17 protein-coding genes are annotated in these 18195 nt (G+C 67.8%); 7 read left to right on the top strand and 10 right to left on the bottom strand.

Annotated features, from left to right (window positions below):
* The first annotated feature begins 380 nt into the window (after window positions 1-380).
* A complete protein-coding gene (locus BMY29_RS09105; protein WP_049988961.1) occupies window positions 381-572 on the top strand; it encodes a hypothetical protein in 192 nt (63 codons plus the stop codon).
* Between the two features lie 42 nt (window positions 573-614).
* Here the strand turns inward: BMY29_RS09105 and BMY29_RS09100 are convergent, their stop codons facing one another.
* Window positions 615-1547 (bottom strand): Vms1/Ankzf1 family peptidyl-tRNA hydrolase, encoded by a 933-nt coding sequence (locus tag BMY29_RS09100; RefSeq protein ID WP_049988962.1) that lies wholly within the window; start codon window positions 1545-1547, stop codon window positions 615-617.
* A gap of 29 nt (window positions 1548-1576) precedes the next feature.
* Window positions 1577-1969 carry a DUF5802 family protein gene (locus tag BMY29_RS09095; RefSeq protein WP_049988963.1) on the bottom strand — a complete coding sequence of 131 codons (393 nt, stop codon included), beginning with the start codon at window positions 1967-1969 and terminating at the stop codon, window positions 1577-1579.
* A gap of 368 nt (window positions 1970-2337) precedes the next feature.
* Between BMY29_RS09095 and BMY29_RS09090 the strand changes: the two genes are divergently transcribed.
* Together BMY29_RS09090 and BMY29_RS09085 are read left to right on the top strand one after the other, a co-directional pair.
* On the top strand, window positions 2338-3195 hold the full coding sequence (locus BMY29_RS09090) for a hypothetical protein (protein ID WP_074854680.1): 858 nt from the start codon (window positions 2338-2340) through the stop codon (window positions 3193-3195).
* Window positions 3196-3292: 97 nt separating this feature from the next.
* Window positions 3293-3952: a metalloregulator ArsR/SmtB family transcription factor gene (locus tag BMY29_RS09085; protein WP_049988965.1), complete on the top strand. Its 660-nt coding sequence runs from the start codon at window positions 3293-3295 to the stop codon at window positions 3950-3952.
* 47 nt (window positions 3953-3999) lie between these two features.
* On the opposite strand, the gene BMY29_RS09080 is transcribed toward BMY29_RS09085, so the two are convergent.
* Entirely contained in the window at window positions 4000-4692 is a 693-nt protein-coding gene (locus BMY29_RS09080) for a hypothetical protein (RefSeq protein WP_049988966.1), read from the bottom strand.
* A gap of 312 nt (window positions 4693-5004) precedes the next feature.
* On the opposite strand from BMY29_RS09080, the gene BMY29_RS09075 reads away from it, so the two are divergent.
* Window positions 5005-5253, top strand: a complete 249-nt coding sequence (locus BMY29_RS09075; protein ID WP_049988967.1) for a hypothetical protein — start codon at window positions 5005-5007, stop codon at window positions 5251-5253.
* Between the two features lie 88 nt (window positions 5254-5341).
* On the opposite strand, the gene ppsA is transcribed toward BMY29_RS09075, so the two are convergent.
* Window positions 5342-7732, bottom strand: coding sequence for a phosphoenolpyruvate synthase (gene ppsA / locus BMY29_RS09070; RefSeq protein ID WP_049988968.1), 2391 nt, complete (start codon window positions 7730-7732; stop codon window positions 5342-5344).
* A gap of 253 nt (window positions 7733-7985) precedes the next feature.
* On the opposite strand from ppsA, the gene BMY29_RS09065 reads away from it, so the two are divergent.
* On the top strand, window positions 7986-8636 hold the full coding sequence (locus BMY29_RS09065; RefSeq protein WP_049988969.1) for a hypothetical protein: 651 nt from the start codon (window positions 7986-7988) through the stop codon (window positions 8634-8636).
* Window positions 8637-8678: 42 nt separating this feature from the next.
* Here BMY29_RS09065 and BMY29_RS09060 read toward each other — a convergent pair whose 3' ends face one another.
* The 4 genes from BMY29_RS09060 to BMY29_RS09045 all read right to left on the bottom strand — a co-directional run bounded on the left by BMY29_RS09060 (window position 8679) and on the right by BMY29_RS09045 (window position 14086).
* The gene (locus BMY29_RS09060) at window positions 8679-9584 is read right to left on the bottom strand and encodes a PhzF family phenazine biosynthesis protein (protein ID WP_049988970.1); all 906 of its coding nucleotides are present in this window, start codon (window positions 9582-9584) and stop codon (window positions 8679-8681) included.
* A gap of 95 nt (window positions 9585-9679) precedes the next feature.
* The gene (locus BMY29_RS09055) at window positions 9680-11020 is read right to left on the bottom strand and encodes an alpha/beta hydrolase (RefSeq protein ID WP_049988971.1); all 1341 of its coding nucleotides are present in this window, start codon (window positions 11018-11020) and stop codon (window positions 9680-9682) included.
* A 145-nt stretch (window positions 11021-11165) separates the two neighbouring features.
* A complete protein-coding gene (gene thiC, locus BMY29_RS09050; protein ID WP_049988972.1) occupies window positions 11166-12614 on the bottom strand; it encodes a phosphomethylpyrimidine synthase ThiC in 1449 nt (482 codons plus the stop codon).
* Window positions 12615-12754: 140 nt separating this feature from the next.
* Window positions 12755-14086 (bottom strand): chymotrypsin family serine protease, encoded by a 1332-nt coding sequence (locus tag BMY29_RS09045; protein ID WP_049988973.1) that lies wholly within the window; start codon window positions 14084-14086, stop codon window positions 12755-12757.
* A 136-nt stretch (window positions 14087-14222) separates the two neighbouring features.
* Here BMY29_RS09045 and BMY29_RS09040 point away from each other — a divergent pair, with 136 nt between their 5' ends.
* Window positions 14223-14921 carry a phosphoribosyltransferase gene (locus tag BMY29_RS09040; protein ID WP_049988974.1) on the top strand — a complete coding sequence of 233 codons (699 nt, stop codon included), beginning with the start codon at window positions 14223-14225 and terminating at the stop codon, window positions 14919-14921.
* A 108-nt stretch (window positions 14922-15029) separates the two neighbouring features.
* On the opposite strand, the gene BMY29_RS09035 is transcribed toward BMY29_RS09040, so the two are convergent.
* On the bottom strand, window positions 15030-16526 hold the full coding sequence (locus BMY29_RS09035; RefSeq protein ID WP_049988975.1) for an MATE family efflux transporter: 1497 nt from the start codon (window positions 16524-16526) through the stop codon (window positions 15030-15032).
* 169 nt (window positions 16527-16695) lie between these two features.
* On the opposite strand from BMY29_RS09035, the gene mtnP reads away from it, so the two are divergent.
* Window positions 16696-17556 carry an S-methyl-5'-thioadenosine phosphorylase gene (mtnP, locus tag BMY29_RS09030; protein WP_049988976.1) on the top strand — a complete coding sequence of 287 codons (861 nt, stop codon included), beginning with the start codon at window positions 16696-16698 and terminating at the stop codon, window positions 17554-17556.
* Window positions 17557-17625: 69 nt separating this feature from the next.
* Here the strand turns inward: mtnP and BMY29_RS09025 are convergent, their stop codons facing one another.
* The gene (locus tag BMY29_RS09025) at window positions 17626-18153 is read right to left on the bottom strand and encodes a DUF8108 domain-containing protein (protein ID WP_049988977.1); all 528 of its coding nucleotides are present in this window, start codon (window positions 18151-18153) and stop codon (window positions 17626-17628) included.
* Between the last annotated feature and the right edge of the window lie 42 nt (window positions 18154-18195).

Genomic DNA, 18195 nt, shown 5'->3' with positions numbered 1-18195 from the left:
GCCTGGCTCCTGGGCTCTCGGACGGCGCGCACTCGCGAAAAAGGATCGGCCGTCGATCGATCGGCCGACGATCAGTTCGTGTCGAGGGCGCAGGCGGGACTGCAGAACCCGCGCCGGGCCGCGTTCGCGTCGGGGGACGCTTTGAACTCCGAACCACACTGCACGCACGTGACGGTTTCGAAGTCGGGCATACTCGGTTGAATCGTCGTCTTCGGAGGGGAAAACGTCTCGGAACCGTATCGAAACAGTTCCCGATCGCCAACCGACTGTTTCGACTCGTTTCGTCGGCGGTATCGGGTCACTTCGCTCGCGGCGCCCGCCCCGGCGGACGGCAGCAACGGTCGGTGCGTTTATGTGGAAGTTCCGTGATAGCGTGCCTCATGAAAGGCGTGTTGGACGAGACGACAAACAGTCTCCACAAGCGCGAACCCGGCCGCTCGGACTTCCAGACGAGTTGCGGGGCGACCGCCCACGTCGCACACGAGCATCTCCGACTGATCTCCGTCGATCAGGCGCTCGACGGCGACGCGAATCGGTGCGATCGCTGTTTCACTGACGACGACGGCTACTGATAGTCGAGACGGACTGCGCCGCGACCGGGAGCGACCGCGGCGTCACAGGACCCGCAGCTCCGTCGTCCAGAACGACCGCGCGGCGTCCGCCAGCGCCGGTTTCGGGTCGCCGGTCGCGTCGACGGCGGCCGTCGCGGCCGGCTCGAGCGTAGATTCCTCGACGAGCGCGTCGACGACGCCGCGCTGACCGACGAGATACAGCGGCACGTCCGCCCGGTCGCCCCCGCGCTCGTAGTCGGCCAGCGCCTCCCGACAGCGCTCGAGGTGGTCGTCGATCTGCTCGTCGCGGATCCGTTCGAACCGAGCCTGGGAGAACCCGCCCTTCGAGTGGCCGCCCTTGACGTCGCTCTCGAAGCCCCGGTAGTCGACGCGGTCGTCACCGTCGTAGATCCCGAGGGCGAACAGGTCCGTCCGGACCAGCGCGAGCGCGTGCTGACCGGTCGGCAGGAACCACTCGCGCTCGAGGGCGAACGCGTCGGCCCAGGTCGCCTCGGTGTCGGGGGAGACCGGCGGATCGAGCGTTACCGCGACCAGGCCGGCGTCGTCGACGCAACACAGGCAGGGCGCGGCGTCGTCGACCAGCGCGGCGCGGTCGCCGAGGGGATTGGCCAGGTCCTCGCGGACGTCGTCGGAGAGCCCGCCCTCGCCGACGCTAACCGTCAGCGCGCCTTCGGGACCGGTCCGAAACGACTGTAGCCGATCGAGGACGGCGTCGAGACGTGTGCCTCGCAGTTGGTCGCGGCGGCAGACGGCGAGTCCGGTTTCCTCGTCGTTGACCCGCTCGAGTTCGCCCTCGAGCTGGGCGATTCGGTCCTCGAGCCGGTTGCTCCGCTCTTCGGCCTCCTGCCTGGCGGTGGCGGCTTCAGATCGCCGCTCGGATTCGGCCTCGTACCGTTCGCGCAGTCGCTCGTTCTCGTCCTCGAGTTCGTCGATGCGGTCCTTGAGCGACGCGCGGCCGAGTAACTCGTCGAGCATCCGCCGGAAAACGCGAAGCGAGCCTACTTCTAGGTTCCGGCGTTCGGCGGCCCGTCGTCGGTCGGATCCGGGTCCTCGGACCGCCACCCGCCGGCGAGTTCGAGCAACTGGCGGGCGCGCTCGCGCCTGGCGAGGAACACCTCGCGGAGGGAGGGCGGGTTCCGGACGTCAGTCCCCTCGAGCATCGATTCCGGCAGTGCGAGCGTGTTCGTCGGGACGTCGTCGGCCCCGTGGACCGGGAAGTGCCGGGTCTCGAGTTTCATCACCAGCGGGGTATCGAGCCGTTCGAGCCCGTCGCCGGTCGCGTAGACTTCCTCGTTGATGCGCTCGTGTTGCTCGCGGTGCATGAGTGCGCGGTCCCCGTCGGCGGGGGCCACGTAGAGTCGTCCGAGATAGTAGCTCCGCGAAAACACCTCGAACATGCTAACTAGTAGCACGGCCTGCAGCGATATAACTGTTTTCGGATACGTTTAAACCGACGCGCTATCAGATTGCTTTCAACGTCGCCGGTCGATCTATGCGCCGTCGAATTCACCGGACGGTGCCGATCCCTTCGAACGAGCGGGCGCGCGGTAGACGGTTCTTATTCGGTTGTCGACGCGGAAACCGTCGCGAACGGTCGCACGACCGCACGATTCGATCGGCTCGATTATCCGGACCGATCTCCCGCTTTCGCGAGAACTGCGGCCGCCTTGAACGCTCAAAACGAATCTTAACGGTCGGCGGAAGCGATTAAACGGTCCGAACGAAGGTCAGTCTTTTTAGTATATTCGGGTAGACAACAAAGACGATGACAGCCACTCGGTCGGTCGCCCTTCTGGTGACGCTCGCCGTCGTCGGACTCACGGTTGCACCGCTCGCGAGCGGTGCCGTCGCCGCGCCGTTTACCGAGGCCGGCACCGCCGGCACCGGAACCGACGCCGCGGCCCAATCGGAAACGTCGAACGCATCCGTGGGGACGCTGATGCAGGCGAGCGCGGCCGAGACCAAGGGTTCGGTCGAGTCCGGAATGTTCGAAGCGGCCTACGAGCGCACCGACGACGACCGAGACGAGATCGTCCGCGAGCGCACGGACGACCTCGAGGCGCAGTTAAACGCCCTCGAGGCCGAGCGCACCGCGCTCGAGGACAGACGCGATGCGGGCGAGCTCTCGCAGGGTGCCTACCGGTCACGGATGGCGAAGCTGACGGTCGAAATCGCCAGTCTCGAGCGGTCGATCGAGCGGACCGAGCGCCGAGCCGCCGAGGTCGGCGTCGGCGAGGACCGGCTCGCCGAACTCCGCGAGCACGCGACGGCGGACCGGCAACGCGCCGCGGACCACGCCGGCGAGAACGCCGCCGCGGTCGCCCGCGGCCTGGCGGGCGGCGGCCCGCCTGGCGTCGGCGAGGGCGAAGGACACCCGGGAAACGGGCCGAAGGGGCCGACCGAGAAACCGACCGACGAGACGCGCGCTGACGATTCGTCGCCGGGAAACGGATCTAAGGCGGAGCCGGGAGCCGGAACGCCGGCTGCCGACTCCGATTCTGATTCCGGATCGGCGGGCGATCACTCAAACGGCAACGGGAGCGGGAGCGGGAACGGTGGAGACGGAACCGATAACGGGAACGGAAACGACGGCGGAACCGGCAACTCCGACGCCGACGAATAACCGGCGGACGACTGCCCTCACACCTTCTGCGGACGTCTCCCACACCAATTCCAACGAGCAGACACGCTTTTCAGCGGCGACCACTAACGGCCTCTCGATGGACTCCGCCGCGTTGTTGGATTTGCTCGGGAACGAAAACCGGAGGCGGATTCTCCGGTTACTCGCCCGCAAACCCTGTTATGTCACCGAAATCTCGGAGTATCTCGGCGTGAGTCCCAAGGCGGTTATCGAACACTTACGGAAACTCGAGGAGGCGGGACTGATCGAGAGCCGCGTCGACGACCAGCGGCGGAAGTACTTCCATATCGCCCGCAACATCCGACTCGAGGTCTCCGTCTCGCCGTACGGGTTCGCGAGCAAGAGCGCCTACCCGGCCAACAACAGTTTCGACATCACGACGTGTCGCCATCTCTCGCTCGATATCTCCTGGGGCGAAACCAACGATCTCGACGAATTACTCGCCGTGTTACAGGAGTTAGAACAGCTCGAGAACGAACTGTCGCTGGCCCAGCGATGGGTTCAAGGCCGGCTCTGCGACGTGCTCGATCAAGTCTCGGAGACCGTCGGCGCCGGCCCGGAGAGCCGGATCTACGCCGACGTGCTCGCGAGCGTTCGCTCGGATCCGAAGTCCGTCGGCGAACTCAGCGAGGACGTCGACGCCCCCCGCGAGGTCGTCGCCGAACTGCTCGAAGTGATGGCCGACAACGGCGTGGTTCGCCGGACCGAGCGCGGCTGGGAGCTGACGATGACCGGCTGAGCCGAACGCCGAGCCGCGGACTTCGACCACCGGGCACCGGACGGTTCTCAATCGATATCTCGTTGCAGTCCGTCCCGCAAGTCGCGACCGAAGTAGTACCCCCCGACGGACGCGACCAGGCCGACCGTTGCGCCGACGGCGACGACGGCCTGGCCGGCGCCGGCGACGGCGAAGACGAGGTGGTTGAGCACGGCGGCGACGCCGCCGACGGAGAGGCCGGCGGCGCTCATCTCGAGATAGCGCCGCTTCGACGTGACCAGGCCGACGGCGAAGGCGGTGGCGAACATGCCGAGCATGCGGCCGGCGAACGGGAGCGCGGTCGCGCCGACGAGTAAGCCGACACCGACGAGGAGCACGAGCGCGAAATACGCCTTCGGCGAGAAGTACCGCCCGAGCGAGAGCCGCGACGCAAGCGGGGACAGGAGAGACCGCACGGTACTTCCGCTGGAGTCGCTATCGTCGCGCTCGGTTCCGGAGTCGGGTTCGAACTCGGATCCGGCACCGGCACTCGAACCCAGCAGGGAATCTCCGCCGGCCGAACTCGGGGCGGTCGAGGACGCGGCGGACGCGTCGCCGGGTTCGGTGCTCCCACCCGTTCCCGGATCCGTCCCGGCCCCCGTTTCGGAAAGCAGGCGATCCGTCTCTTCGAGGAGGTCGTCGGTGGCGGGGGCGTCCCGGTCCGGGTTCGGCTCCGGTTCTCGGTCCCGGGTCCGCGTCACCTCGTCCGAACGGTCGCTCATACCAGAACGCAGGCCGGCCTGCATCATGGACCTTTCCCCGTCACCTGTCCCTCTCGTGTGCCGGCCGCAGGGATGGGTGAGCGACCGACCAACGAATGCGCTGGCCTGGAACCTGAACCTCGGCGGCCGCGTTCGCCCCGCTCTCGGTCGTCGCAATCGACGCCTGCACGATCGCCGTCGGGGCGCCGGCCGGTCTCGGCATCGAGGGCCAGGCGTCCAGCGGGTGAGTCCACGGTCGGGTTCGCGTTCGCGTCCGCGTCCGATCGAGAGCGCAGTACCCTTTTTTGACACTACCGCTGGTAGACGGGTGGCATGGACGCGCAACTTCTCGCCTTCGGGCTCGGGGCCCTCGCGCTCGGAATCGGGTTTCTCGTCGCCGGCCGCCGGCTCTACCCCCGGCTCGAGGTGCCACCCGAGGCGCGCCGGTCCCTGCAACTGTTGACCGCACTGATCGCGGCGATTCTCATGCTCACCGGCCTCGGCCTGGTCCTCATCGGTATCGTTTCGTCGGCGGGGGTGAGTGCGGGGATTGGGACGTGGCCGTCGCCGTGGCTACAGTAGTCGCAGGCGGCGATGAGGGACGCGAACGCGAGTACAACCGCTGCAACCGCGAAAAACCGAACCCGGGAACGAGGGCAGACCGGTTCCGTTACCGAACCGACTCGAGCAGGAGCTTCTGCTCGACCCGCTTGACCTCGTGTTGAACGTCGCGGACCGCGTCGATGTTCGCCGAGATGGAGTTGACGCCCTCGTTGACGAGGAACTGAACCATCTCCGGTTTCGAGCCCGCCTGGCCGCAGATGCTGGTGTCGACGTCGTGTTCGCGGCAGGTCTCGATGACGTCGCCGATCAGGCGCAAGACGGCGGGGTGGAGTTCGTCGAAGCGGTCGGCGACGTGCTCGTTGTTGCGGTCGACCGCGAGCGTGTACTGGGTGAGGTCGTTGGTGCCGAAGGAGGCGAAGTCGATGCCCGCCTTGGCCATCTCCTCGACGGACAGCGCGGAGGCGGGCGTCTCGATCATCGCGCCCCACTTGCGCTTCTCGGGGTCGATCCCGGCCTTCTTCATCAGGTCCTTCGCGCGATAGATGTCCTCGGCGTCGTTGACCAGCGGGAACATGATCTCGACGTTGTCGTAGCCCATCTCGTAGAGCCGGCGGAACGCCTCGAGCTCGTGGGCGAAGACGTCGGGCCGGTCGAGCGAGCGCCGGATCCCCCGGTAGCCGAGCATCGGGTTGTGCTCTTTGGGTTCGTCCTCGCCGCCCTCGAGCTGGCGGAACTCGTCGGTCGGCGCGTCGAGGGTGCGCACGCGGACGGGCCGGGGATAGAACTCGTCGGCGACGTTGCGGACCCCCTGGACGAGTTCCTGGATGTAGGCGTCCTCGCCGTTCTCGGCGATGAACTTCGCCGGGGTCTGGTTCAGCGAGAGGATCATGTGCTCCATACGCAGCAGGCCGACGCCGTCGGCGCCGGTCGCGGCCGCGCGCTCTGCGGCCTCCGGAATGGAGACGTTGACCTTGACCTCCGTCGCGGTCATCGGCTTGACCGGCGACTGCGGGCGGACCTCCTCGACCGGCTCGGTCTCCTCTTCGGGTTCGATCTCCGCGCCCTCGAGTATCTGGCCCTTGTCGCCGTCGAGCGTGACGACCTGGCCGTCCTCCAGGACGGTCGTGGCGTTGGTCGTTCCGACGACGGCGGGAACGCCCAGTTCCCGCGAGACGATGGCGGCGTGGCTGGTCATGCCGCCCTCGTCGGTGACGATCCCCGAGGCTCGTTTCATCGCGGGGACCATGTCGGGCATCGTCATCTCGGTGACGATGATATCGCCCTCACCGACCTTGTCGAGGTCGTCGAGCTTAGTGACGATCCGCGCGGCTCCGCTGACGGTGCCAGGGCTCGAGCCCAGACCGTCGACGATGACCTCGCCGGAGCCGTTCGAGCCCGCGTCGGCCGCGTCGGCGCTCCCGCTGTCAGCGGCCTTGACGCCGCCGCTGCCGTCGGTCAGCCCCTTCGCGGCGTCGACGCTGCCGGTGTCCGCATCGACCGCGACGTCGCCGCTCTCGTCGATCGTCGTGATCGGACGCGACTGGAGCATGTAGACGTCTCCCTCGAAGACGGCCCACTCGACGTCCTGGGGCTCGCCGTAGTGATCCTCGACGCGCTCGCCGAGGTCCATGAGGGCGTCGATCTCGTCGTCGGCGAGGACTCGCGCGTTGCGCTTGTCTTCGGGGACCTCACGTTCGACCGTCTCGCCGGTCTCCTCGTCTTTCTCGTGCATCACCTTCTTCTCGGCGACGGTGACGTCGACGTCGCGGTCCTGGCGGTCGACGACGTAGTTGTCCGGGGAGACGGCCCCCGAGACGACGGCCTCGCCGAGCCCCCACGCGGCCTCGATGATCATCGTCGGATCGCCCGTCGAGGGGTGGCTCGTGAACATCACGCCGGACTTCTCGGCGTCGACCATCTGCTGGACGACGACCGCGATGTTCACGGCAGAGTGGTCGAAGCCCTGCTCCTGGCGGTAGTAGATCGCTCGCTGGGTGAACAGGGAGGCCCAGCACTCCCGAACTCGGTCGAGTAAGTCCTCCTCGGTGATGTTGAGAAACGTCTCCTGTTGCCCAGCGAAGGAGGCATCGGGCAGGTCCTCGGCCGTCGCCGACGAGCGCACGGCGACGAACGCGTCGCCTGCGCCGGACGACGTCTCGCGATCGGACGACCTCGCCCCGTCCGTGTCGATCTCGTGGTAGGAGTCGAGGATCTCCTCGCGGAGCGCGTCCGGGAACGGCGTTTCGAGGATGAGTTCCTGCGCGCGGTCGGCCGCCTCGGCCAACGCGGCCGAGTCCTCGACGTCGACGTCGACGACCTCGAACAGTTCCTCGTCGATCTCGGCCGCTTCGATGAACGATCGATAGGTCCCAGCGGTCACCACGAATCCCGATGGGACGGGGAGCCCCGCGCCCGTGAGCTCGCCCAGGGAAGCACCTTTACCGCCGACCTTCTCCAGGTCACCGGCACCGATCTCGTCCAGCCAGAGTACAGCCATCTCTACCTGCGTGGTCACTGGACCGAATAAAGAAGGTTGCGAACAATTGCGCGAAATCGCAACTCACAAGTGAATTAGTTTCTACCGTCCGCGGCCATCCCGGGGCACTATTGGACGAATGTAACTTCGAAGGAATCGCGGCCTCACACCGTGAACTGCTGGCAAACGACGACCTCGTCGCGAACGGTCGAACGTTTCACGCTCCCGATTTGTCGTTCGTAGCGATTATACAATTCCAGTATCTGTCGCCGGTATGGATCTTCGAAATCCTCTCAGGTGGACGCTCGTCTATCGCGCAATCGCCGTCGGCGCGCTGGGACTCGGCCTGGCGCTGGTCGCGGTCGGACTGCTCGTCGGCTTCGGCAGTTCGATCACTGCACTACTCGCCGATCCGCTGAACCCCGGTCCGGCCCTCGAGCGAGCCGATCCGACGATCACCGTCGCCTTCACCGTCCTCGGCGTCGTGGTCTGGCAACTCGGGAAGACCTACGCGCTGTTCGTGACCCTTCCCCGCGCGACGGGACGGGCCGCCGCCCAGCAGCTCGACTCGACGCGGCTCGCGAGCGAGGTCCGCGACGGTCTCGACGACCGCCTGGCCGAACTGGAAGCCGAAGTCGAAGCGACTCGGCGAACAGTCGACGCGCTCGAGACGGACGAGCGCGTCGCGACGTTCGACGAGGACCGCGTGCAGGACGCGGCCGCCGGAAACGAGACGCCGGAGTTAGAATCGGGGGTGGAATCGAGATCGTCCGAGACGGCGCCGTTGCCGCCCTCGAGTCCGTCGAACGCGCCAGTCGATGCCGCCGACACCGATGCCGGTAGCGGCGACGGCGGGGACAGCGCTGACGGTGCCAGCGTCGACAGCCACAGTACCGACGACGATCGCGACGATCCACTCGCCTGAGTGTGACGCCGGCGCCGACGCTGATGCCGACTCCGATTCGGATCAGGCCTCGAGAATCTCGTCCTCGTCGTCCGCGGGGACGGCGATCGACCCGTCCAGTACCGTCACGCCGCGGCCCCCGACCCGCACCGAATCGTCGAGGCGAACGCGGACCAGGCCGGGCCGGTCGACGTAGTGGCCCTGTTCGAGCCGGAGTTCCTCGGGGAGGTCGTCGTCGAACGCGCCGAAGCGGTCGAGGTACGCGGCGACGGCGCCGCTGGCAGTGCCGGTGACGGGGTCTTCCAGGACGCCGGCGCCAGGCGCGAACATGCGGCCGTGCAGCGTCGACGCGGCGTCGAGCGCGTCGAACGTGAAGAGGTAGACGCCCGCCGCGTCGACGTCGTCGGTGAGCGCCTCGATCGCCGCCATGTCGGGGTCGGCGTCGCCGACGTCCGAGAGGTAGGTAATCGGTGCGATCAGGAAGGGGAGGCCGGTCGAGGCGACCGCGAGCGGGATGTCCGCGCTCGCACCCTCGAGCGCGGCCCGGTCGACGCCCAGGGCGTCGGCGACGCGGTCGTAGCCGACGTCGACCTCGCGGATCGTCGGCTCGTCCTGAGTCATCCAGACCGTGCCGTCCGATCCGACCTCGATCTCGAGGACGCCGACGTTCGTCTCGAGGGTCGTCGTCCCTGGCTCGAGCCCCTCGTCGGCGAGGTGAGCGAAGGACCCGATCGTCGCGTGCCCGCAGAGGTCGACCTCCTGGGTCGGCGTGAAGTACCGCACCCGGCGGTCGGCGTCCGCGCTCGATCGGAGGAACGCCGTCTCGCTGACGGCCATCTCGGCCGCGATCGCCTGCATCTGGTCGGCCGAGAGGCCGTCCGCGTCCGGGACGACTCCTGCCGGGTTCCCCGTCAGCGGTTCGTCGGTAAACGCGTCGACCTGGAGGACTCGAATCGTCTCCGTTCCCATACGGCGTGGGTGGGGCGACCGACGTATCAATCCTCGGTCGTGTCGGCGGCCGTCGGACCGACGGCTCGCCGCTATCGGTCTCGCGGAGCGACGGACTACAGCTCCCCGATCCAGGCCGCGAGGTCGTCGACGACCCGCTCGGCTACGTTGTTCCGGAGGGCGTACGCGAACTCCACGGACTCGCCCTCGCCCGGCATGAACAGGTGATCGAGTCCCTCGTAGGTCTCGACGCTCGCATCACCCGTGAGTTCGGCCTCCCACAGCTCCAGGTCGTCGCCGACGGAGACCTGGAAGTCGCGCTCACCCTGCAGGAAGTAACTCGGCGTCTCGAGACCCGCCGCGGCCTCGAGATGATCGTAGGCCGCCAGGCTGTCCCAGAACGCGCCCGGCTTACCGAGTAGCTGTTCGTCCGCTTCGTACTCACCCTCGCGGACACGCTCGATCTGGTCGGCCCAAGCCTCGTGGACGTTCGCCAGGTCGTCCCACTCGTGGTCGCCGATCGAGACCTTGTGCTCGAGTTGCTCGAGGGTCAGGTCGTGGTAGGGCCGTGCCGGCGCGGCCAGGCCGACGACGCCAGCGAGGTCGCCGTCTCGGGCGGTGATCCGGGGCGCGGCCCGGCCACCGAGGCCGTGGCCGACGACGACGATCCGATTCGAATCGACGCCGTCGACGCCCCGGAGGCGATCGACCGCGACGAGCGCGTCGTCGACGGTGACGCGGTCGAGGGTGTATTCGCCGGGCGCGACGTCGCACGTGGGGATGCGTTTGTCGTATCGGAGGGTCGCGACGCCCCGCGTGGCGAGCCCCTCGGCCAGATCCGCGAAGGCCTTCGTTCCGCCGTTAGGGGAGTCCTTGGTCACCGGCCCGGAGTCGTGAACGAGGACGACGCCGGGGACGCCGCCCCCGTCCCCGTCGTCGCCCGCGGGCGTCGTTACGACGCCCGGGAGCGAGCAGTCGGGGACCGAGAGCGTCACGTCCGCGTCGGTGATCGCGTCCGAGTCGACGTACGACGGACGCTGGTACTCGTCGGTGACGCCGCAGTCGACGACGTTCGAGTCCCCGTCGACGACGACGCCGCAGCCGTGGTCGCCGCCGTCGAACGAGAGGGTGACGTCGACCAGTTCGTATCCGTTCTCGGTTCGGACGTCGGTGCCGCCGATCTCCTCGAAGTCGCCGCCGACCGACGTGTAGGCCATCCAGAGCCGCTCGAGTCGGCCGGGATCGCCGCGTCGTGCCTGTTCGTTCGACGCGAAGCGCTCACCGGCCTCCTCGAATCGCCCGTTCGCCAGGTCCTCGACGAGCGCCGTCGCGATGTCGTCGACCGGGTCGGAAGTTTCCTCGTCGGTGTCGCCGGCGAGTAGGTCGGCGCAGCCGGCCGCCGTCGACGCGGCTGCCGTCGATACCGCCGCAAGTAGGGTCCGCCGTCGGGGTGCCATCGATAGCGGACCGACCACCTTCTGTCGGATAAAGACGAGGTCGATTCTCTGTGACTGTATTCGATCTTGATATACGAAGCCCAGCGACCTGTCGTCGGGGTGGCTCGCCACTTCGCTCCCTCCGTCTCGGGGGTGTCGCCGGCGATCAGTTGTCCCCGAGTTCCTCGAGCGGGTCCGCGTGATCGTGGTCCGCCATCGGTGGCAGGTCGCCCGACTCGTGGGTCCCGACCGGCGGCCGGTTGACCTCCGCCGCGGGCGAGGACTCGAGGTCGGTGCCCTCCTCGTCGTCGACGAGCGTCTCCATCTCGCCGTCCGCACGGGCGTCCTGGTCGATCCGCATCGAACAGAACTCGGCGCCGCACATCGAGCAAAAGCGGGCCTCCTTGTAGTTGTCGCCGGGCAGCGTCTGGTCGTGGAACGACCGCGCGCGGTCGGGATCGAGCGCCAGGCGGAACTGCTCGCGCCAGTCGAACTCGTAGCGCGCTTCCGAGAGCGCGTCGTCCCAGTCGCGAGCGCCCGGCCGCTCGTTCGCGACGTCGCCGGCGTGGGCGGCGATCCGGTAGGCCGCCAGGCCGTCGCGGACGTCCTCCTCCTCGGGGAGCCCGAGGTGTTCCTTCGGCGTGACGTAACACAGCATCGCGGCGCCGGCCTGGGCCGCCATCGCGGCGCCGATCGCGCTGGTGATGTGGTCGTAGCCTGGCGCGACGTCGGTCACCAGCGGTCCGAGCACGTAGAAGGGCGCGCCGTCGCAGACCTCCTGTTGGCGCTCGACGTTCTCGGCGACCTTGTGCATCGGGACGTGACCTGGTCCCTCGACCATCACCTGAACCCCGTGGTCCCAGCCGATCCGGGTGAGTTCGCCCAGTGTGTCGAGTTCGGCGTACTGAGCCTCGTCGCAGGCGTCGGCGAGACAGCCGGGTCGGAGGCTGTCCCCGAGGCTGAAGGTGACGTCGTGCTCGGCGAAGATTTCGCAGATCTCGGGGAAGACCTGGTAGAACGGATTCTGTTCCCCGTGTTCCTCCATCCACGAAGCCATGATCGAGCCGCCCCGCGAGACGATCCCGGTCTTCCGGCCGTCGGTCAGCGGCAGGTGCTCGGCGAGGATACCCGCGTGGATCGTCATGTAGTCGACGCCCTGCTCGGCCTGTTTCTCGATGATCTCCAGCAGCAGGTCTTTCGTGATATCCTCGGGACTGCCGGCCTGTTTGACCGCCTCGTACAGCGGCACCGTCCCGAGCGGGACCGGCGAGTGGTCGACGTGGGCCTCCCGGATCTCGTCGAGATCGCTTCCGGTCCCCAGGTCCATCACCGTGTCCGCGCCGTAGTGAACCGCGGTGTGGAGCTTCTCGAGTTCCGTTTCGACGTCGCTGGTCGTCTCGCTGTTGCCGATATTGGCGTTGACCTTCGTCGCGAACTCGCGGCCGATGATCATCGGATCCAGCGTGTCGTGGTTGACGTTCGCCGGGATCACCGCCTGGCCGTCGGCGACCTGCTCGCGGACGAACTCCGGATCGCGGTTCTCGCGCTTGGCGACGCGTTCCATCTCCTCGGTGATCGCTCCGTCGCGGGCGGCCTGGATCTGCGTTCGTGCCATCGATAACTAGGTTGTATGATCGAGTTATAAATAACTGACTGCGTACCTCGACGGTAGCGATCGACGCTCGGAGACGCCGTTACGGCGGTCGTTACCGCCGGGATCGGAAGAGAGTGAGAGCGATTCGACCACTGACCGATCTATTCGAGCGTCGCGACCGGACCGCCCCGAATCCGGACGGAAAGCGACGACGCCGCGTCGTCGGGAACCGAGACGGAAAGCGTCACCGTCGCCAGGCCGTCCGATTCCTCGCCGCCCGGAATCGACACCGTCGCCCGCTGGTCGCCGATCGAGAGCCAGTAGGTGCCGGGTTCGGCGGCGACGGTCGCGGCGACGTCGACGGTCTCGCCTGGCCGGAGTTCGTCCTCGAACGTCATCGACTCGAGCGAGAGGGTCGGCGCGTCGAACTCGACCGCCAGCGCGTGCTCCATCGTCGTCCTGTAAACCGGGACCGCGTCATCGTCGTCGTCCGGCGCTTCGCTCGGGGCTGCGGTGAGTATCTCGACGCCTAACTCCCGCTCGACGTTCGCGATCCGGTTGCAGATCGTCTGTCGGCTCGAGCCGGCGAAGAGCAGCCCGACCAGGCGGCCGTCCGCGAGGAAGACCGGCGAGCCGCTGTCGCCGGGCTCGGACATCGGGCCGGCGACGAGCTGTTCGCGGAACTCGACCGTCCCTCGATCGCCGAACTCCACGCGGACGGTCGCGCTCGCCGCCTCGATCGCGGCGCTCGTGACGCCCGTCGTGCGCCCCGTCTTGGTGACCGTCTCGCCGCGGAGGTCGTCGTACCCCTCGCGGCGCACGCCGGTCGGCCAGGCCTCGTCCAGCCCGTAGTAGATCGCGGACTCCCGGTCCGGATCGGCCGAGCGGGCGGCGACGTCGACCAGGCCGTCGTCTTCGATCGGGACGTAGCCGACGAGCTGGCCGACCTCGTCGTCCGCGTCGCCGCCGTCGGCTGGCGACGGCTGGAGGATCGACTCTCCGAACGCCGCCTCGTTCGAGCGGGCGTAGACGTGGTTGTTCGACAGGCGGACGAGGTCGCCGTCCGCGACGTCGTCGCGCCAGCGAGCGTCGGTGGCGTCGCCGTCGTCGTTCCCGTCGCCGTTCGCGCGATCGACGCGAGCCGGATACGGGCCGCCGGTCCCGGCGGTCGAGTTCGCGTTGATCTCGCTGACGCCGGCGGGGACGGGGCGGTGGCACTCTTGTCGTCCCGCCGCGGCCTCGGGCATCGGATCGAGGGTCGAGAGGGCGTCGAACCCCTCTCGCTTCTCGTCGTACCCCGAGTCGACGACGCTGACGTCGACGTCGTCGCCCGCGTCGGCCACGCGCTTTTCCACGTCGTCCGCGTCGTCGAGGCAGTCCCGCGGTCGTTTCTGCGAAACGAACACCGTCACCCGGTCCACCTCCTCGTCGTAGTCCACGCCGATCACGTTCTCGCACTCGAGGAGGTACTCGTAGTCTCGTGTCGAGGGCATCTACAGTTCGGACCGTTCGACAGTCCGGTAGAAATTACTGTTCACTATTCTATGAGGCCCGCCGGCGCGGGACGTGAAACGGGTTTCAGCCAACTTAAGAGGGCCGCGCTCCAGGTACCCCGTAGGTGGCCATCAGATGTCCGACCTACCGGACGATTTCGACTGTACGATAACCAATTGGGAGTACATTTACAGCCTGTGTCGGGACGTCAGCGACGACGTGCGCGACGACGAGTTCGAACCGGACGTCGTCGTCGCGCTCGCGCGGGGCGGCTGGTTCGCGGGCCGGTGTCTCTGTGACTTCCTCGGCCTGGACGACCTGACGAGCCTGAAGATGGAACACTACGTCGGCACCGCCCAGAAGTCCGGCGAGCCGACCGTCCGCTACCCGATGCCCGAGGGCAGCGTCGAAGACAAGGACGTGCTCATCATCGACGACATCGCCGACACCGGCGGGTCGATCAAGCGCGCCTACGAGTACGTCGACGACCGCGAGGCCGGCGAGGTCCGCACCGCGACGCTCCAGCTATTGGGCACCAGCGAGTTCCAGCCCGACTACGTCGGCGAGCAGCTCGAGGAGTGGACCTGGATCGTCTACCCCTGGAACTTCATCGAGGACATGGTCGACCTGATCTCCGGCGTGATGGACCAGGCCGACCAGGCGACGTTCACCCAGGAGGAGATTCGCCACTACCTCACGGAGTACCACGGCGTCCAGCGCATCGAGATGGAGATCGCCCAGCCAGACCGGCTGCCGGAGGTCTTGAACGAGATGGAACGCCGCGACGTCATCGTCTCGGCCGGGCCCGGCGAGTGGTCGCTCGCCGACGGATAGACGGTACCGCATCCGATCGAGTCGGATCGAATCCGCGTTCGATCGAATTCGATTCGAGTGCGAGTCGCGCGGCGCGGCTATTTTCTCTCCGATCCCTCCGCACTGTCCCTATTCGGCGGTCGAATCCGCGTCGATCCGGTTCGGTTCCGCCTGGTCGTCCGCGTCAGCATCCGCATCCGCGTCGTCCGATTCCGTCCCTGCGTCCGCCTCGTCGACGATCGACTTCTTCCAGGTCCCGCGGGTGAACCAGGCGAGGGCCGCGAGCGCGCCGGCGACGTCACCGATCACGACGCCCGTCCAGATCCCAGTCGGTCCCCAGTCGGCGACGAACAGCAGCCCGTAGGTGACGGGGACGCGGACGATCCACAGCCCGAGCACGGCGAAGGCCAGCGCCGTCTTCGTGTTTCCGGCTCCGCGGAACGCGCCCTGGATCACCTGGAGTACGCCCATGAAGGCGAACCCGACCGCGGCGAACCGGAGGTAGGTGACGCCGTACTCGATCGTCGCCTCCTTCCCGGCCTCGTCGGCGGTGACGAACACCGAGACGAACGGCTCCGGGAAGAGGACCGCCAGCGCACCCGCCGCGAGCATGACCGCCGCGATCACGCTCGCCGCGATCCGGACCGCCCGCCCCGCGCGATCGGGTTTGCCCGCGCCCAAGTTTTGGCCGACGATCGTGTCCGTCGCCTGGCCCGTGCCGAGCGCGGGCAGGAAGGCCAGCGAGATCAGCCGATTCCCGAGCCCGTAGGCCGCGACGACCGCGGGCGGGAAGGTCACGACCATGGCCGTCATCGCAACCAGCGCCAACGCCGTCATCGACTGTTCGAGGGCCGTCGGGATGCCCAGGCGCGTGATCTTCGCGATGTACTCGCGTCGCGGGCGGAGGTGGGCCGCCCGGATGTCGGGACCGACGTCGGTGTAGTACAGCAGGTAGACGCCGATCGCCGTCGCGATCGCCCGCGAGATGAGCGTCGCGACGGCGGCCCCCTGCACTTCGAGGCGGGGGACCGGCCCGACGCCGAAGATGAACAGCGGGTCGATCGCGAGGTTGATCGCGACGCTGACGACCATCACCCGCATCGGCGCCCGGGTGCTGCCGTAGCCCCGCATGAGCGCGACGAAGACGAAGAAGCCGAAGAGGAAGGGCAGGCCGAGGAAGAACACCTTGAGGTAGCCGGCGGCCAGCGGGAGGATCGCCGCCTGCGTCTCGGGGTCGGCCGGCAGGGCGGCGAGCATCGGCTCGGTCGCGACGAACCCGAGCAGCCCCAACCCCGCGGCGACGATGGAGACAAATGACAGCGTCTGCCCGGCGATCAGGCCCGCCTCGCCGCTCTCCGCGCCGGTGTGCTGGGCGATCAGGATCGCGCCGGCCGTCGTGAACCCGCCGCCGATCGCGATCAGCAAAAAGAGCAGCGGAAAGGCCAGGCTCACCGCGCCGACCGCGTCGGGCGAGAGCGCGCCGAGCCAGAAGGTGTCGCCGACGTTGTAGGCGACCTGCAGCAGTTGGATGACTACCAGCGGCCAGGCCAGGCGGATCATCGGTCGCACCAGGTTGCCCTCGGTGAGGTCCCCGTCGGTCGACTCCGACTGTTCACCGATTGCCATAACCGAACAGTAACGACGGGGCTATTTGGGCCCTCGTGAACCGTGATAACGAGGAACAGGAATAGGCGACGCCGATTCCCGGGCTTGACCGGCGCCTACGGACGGGACCGACCGCCGAATTCGAGAGACAATCGGGCCGTTTACGGCACTGGTCCGCCGAGGTAGTCGCATGACGATCGGCGTTATCGGCGGAAGCGGCATCTACGAGGCACTGCCACTCGAGAACACCCGCACGGAGGAGATCTCGACGCCCTACGGGGAGCCCAGCGAGGCCGTCACCCTCGGCGAACTCGCCGGGAAGGAGGTCGCCTTCCTCCCGCGCCACGGCGAGGACCACCAACACGCGCCGACCGACGCGTCCTACCGGGCGAACATCTACGCGCTCAAGTCCGTCGGCGTCGACCGGGTCATCGCCACGAACGCGGTCGGCAGCCTCCGCGAGGACCTGCCGCCCCGGACGCTCGTCGTCCCCGATCAGATCTTCGACCGGACCAAACACCGCACGTCCAGTTTCTTCGGCGACGGCATGGTCGTCCACATGGGCTTTGCCGACCCCTACTGTCCCGAGATGGTCGACCACCTGGCGACCGCAGCCGAGGAGGTGACCGAGGACACGGAGACCGAGAAGGGCGGCACCTACGTCTGCATCGAGGGGCCGCAGTACTCCACCCGCGCCGAGAGCGAGTTCTACCGCGATCAGGGCTGGGATATCGTCGGCATGACCGCAATCCCGGAGGCCAAACTCGCCCGCGAGGCCGAACTGAGCTACGCCACCGTCGCCGGCGTCACCGACTACGACGTCTGGAAGGCGGACAACGAGGTCACCTTGGAGGAGGTCCTCGAGAACGCCGAAGCCAACCAGGACGCGATCAACGAGGTCGTCGAGCACGCCATCCGGACGATGCCCGAGGACTTCGAGAGCGACGCCTGGTCCGCCCTCGAAGGGACGATCAACACGCCCGAAGCGGCGATCCCCGAGGAGACCCGCGAGCGCGTCGACCTGCTGGCCGGCGACTACTTGGACGACTGATCGGACCGGCTCCTCGACTTACTGCTACTCGCACCGACTCGCTCGCGCCCTTTCGGTCGACGGCGCGGCTCACCGGCGCTCCGATTCGAGCGCCGACCGTCCGTCGGTCTCGGGGGCGCTCGGACCGACGCCTAGCCGCTCGCTCTCGAGCGCGCCGGTAGCGGCTTCCTCACCCGCGATCAAATCGGGATCGCGCGGATCGTACGCACACCGCTGGCAGTAGACGTTCTCGCCCAATTCCGGAATCGAAACGGTGGTGCCGAACAGGACGCGCCGGCGCTCGTAGCGGCGGTACTCGCCGCCCGCGGCCGGCCGACCGCACTCGTCGCAGTCGACGCGTTCGGACTCGACGCGGCCGGTCCGGACCTCGCGTTTGGTGCCGACGGTGTAGACCGGGTCGGTCGTCGCGCCGGCCGCCTGCCAGCAGACGACGAGTCCAACGACAAACAGGAGCGCGCCGACCCACCAGTACCCGAGCCACGTCGGGACGAAAAACAGGGAGACGAGGATCCAACACCACAGCAGCGCGAACCCGACGTGGTCCGCCAGGCGCCGCAGTCCGCGCGCCGCGTTCGGACGGCGGTCCGGTCGTGTCATTCGTCGAACGGTACTCGTGACGGACGAATAACCGTTTCGACG

The sequence above is a fragment of the Natrinema salifodinae genome, assembly GCF_900110455.1.
Taxonomy (GTDB): domain Archaea; phylum Halobacteriota; class Halobacteria; order Halobacteriales; family Natrialbaceae; genus Natrinema; species Natrinema salifodinae.
Note: the sequence above shows the minus strand (reverse complement) of the source record. Positions and strands in the feature narration are given on the sequence as shown.

Bases quoted from the DNA above. Each gene is read 5' to 3' on its own strand.
- BMY29_RS09105 (WP_049988961.1), top strand. From the start codon at position 381: ATGAAAGGCGTGTTGGACGAGACGACAAACAGTCTCCACAAGCGCGAA.
- BMY29_RS09100 (WP_049988962.1), bottom strand. From the start codon at position 1,547: ATGCTCGACGAGTTACTCGGCCGCGCGTCGCTCAAGGACCGCATCGAC.
- BMY29_RS09095 (WP_049988963.1), bottom strand. From the start codon at position 1,969: ATGTTCGAGGTGTTTTCGCGGAGCTACTATCTCGGACGACTCTACGTG.
- BMY29_RS09090 (WP_074854680.1), top strand. From the start codon at position 2,338: ATGACAGCCACTCGGTCGGTCGCCCTTCTGGTGACGCTCGCCGTCGTC.
- BMY29_RS09085 (WP_049988965.1), top strand. From the start codon at position 3,293: ATGGACTCCGCCGCGTTGTTGGATTTGCTCGGGAACGAAAACCGGAGG.
- BMY29_RS09080 (WP_049988966.1), bottom strand. From the start codon at position 4,692: ATGAGCGACCGTTCGGACGAGGTGACGCGGACCCGGGACCGAGAACCG.
- BMY29_RS09075 (WP_049988967.1), top strand. From the start codon at position 5,005: ATGGACGCGCAACTTCTCGCCTTCGGGCTCGGGGCCCTCGCGCTCGGA.
- ppsA (WP_049988968.1), bottom strand. From the start codon at position 7,732: ATGGCTGTACTCTGGCTGGACGAGATCGGTGCCGGTGACCTGGAGAAG.
- BMY29_RS09065 (WP_049988969.1), top strand. From the start codon at position 7,986: ATGGATCTTCGAAATCCTCTCAGGTGGACGCTCGTCTATCGCGCAATC.
- BMY29_RS09060 (WP_049988970.1), bottom strand. From the start codon at position 9,584: ATGGGAACGGAGACGATTCGAGTCCTCCAGGTCGACGCGTTTACCGAC.
- BMY29_RS09055 (WP_049988971.1), bottom strand. From the start codon at position 11,020: ATGGCACCCCGACGGCGGACCCTACTTGCGGCGGTATCGACGGCAGCC.
- thiC (WP_049988972.1), bottom strand. From the start codon at position 12,614: ATGGCACGAACGCAGATCCAGGCCGCCCGCGACGGAGCGATCACCGAG.
- BMY29_RS09045 (WP_049988973.1), bottom strand. From the start codon at position 14,086: ATGCCCTCGACACGAGACTACGAGTACCTCCTCGAGTGCGAGAACGTG.
- BMY29_RS09040 (WP_049988974.1), top strand. From the start codon at position 14,223: ATGTCCGACCTACCGGACGATTTCGACTGTACGATAACCAATTGGGAG.
- BMY29_RS09035 (WP_049988975.1), bottom strand. From the start codon at position 16,526: ATGGCAATCGGTGAACAGTCGGAGTCGACCGACGGGGACCTCACCGAG.
- mtnP (WP_049988976.1), top strand. From the start codon at position 16,696: ATGACGATCGGCGTTATCGGCGGAAGCGGCATCTACGAGGCACTGCCA.
- BMY29_RS09025 (WP_049988977.1), bottom strand. From the start codon at position 18,153: ATGACACGACCGGACCGCCGTCCGAACGCGGCGCGCGGACTGCGGCGC.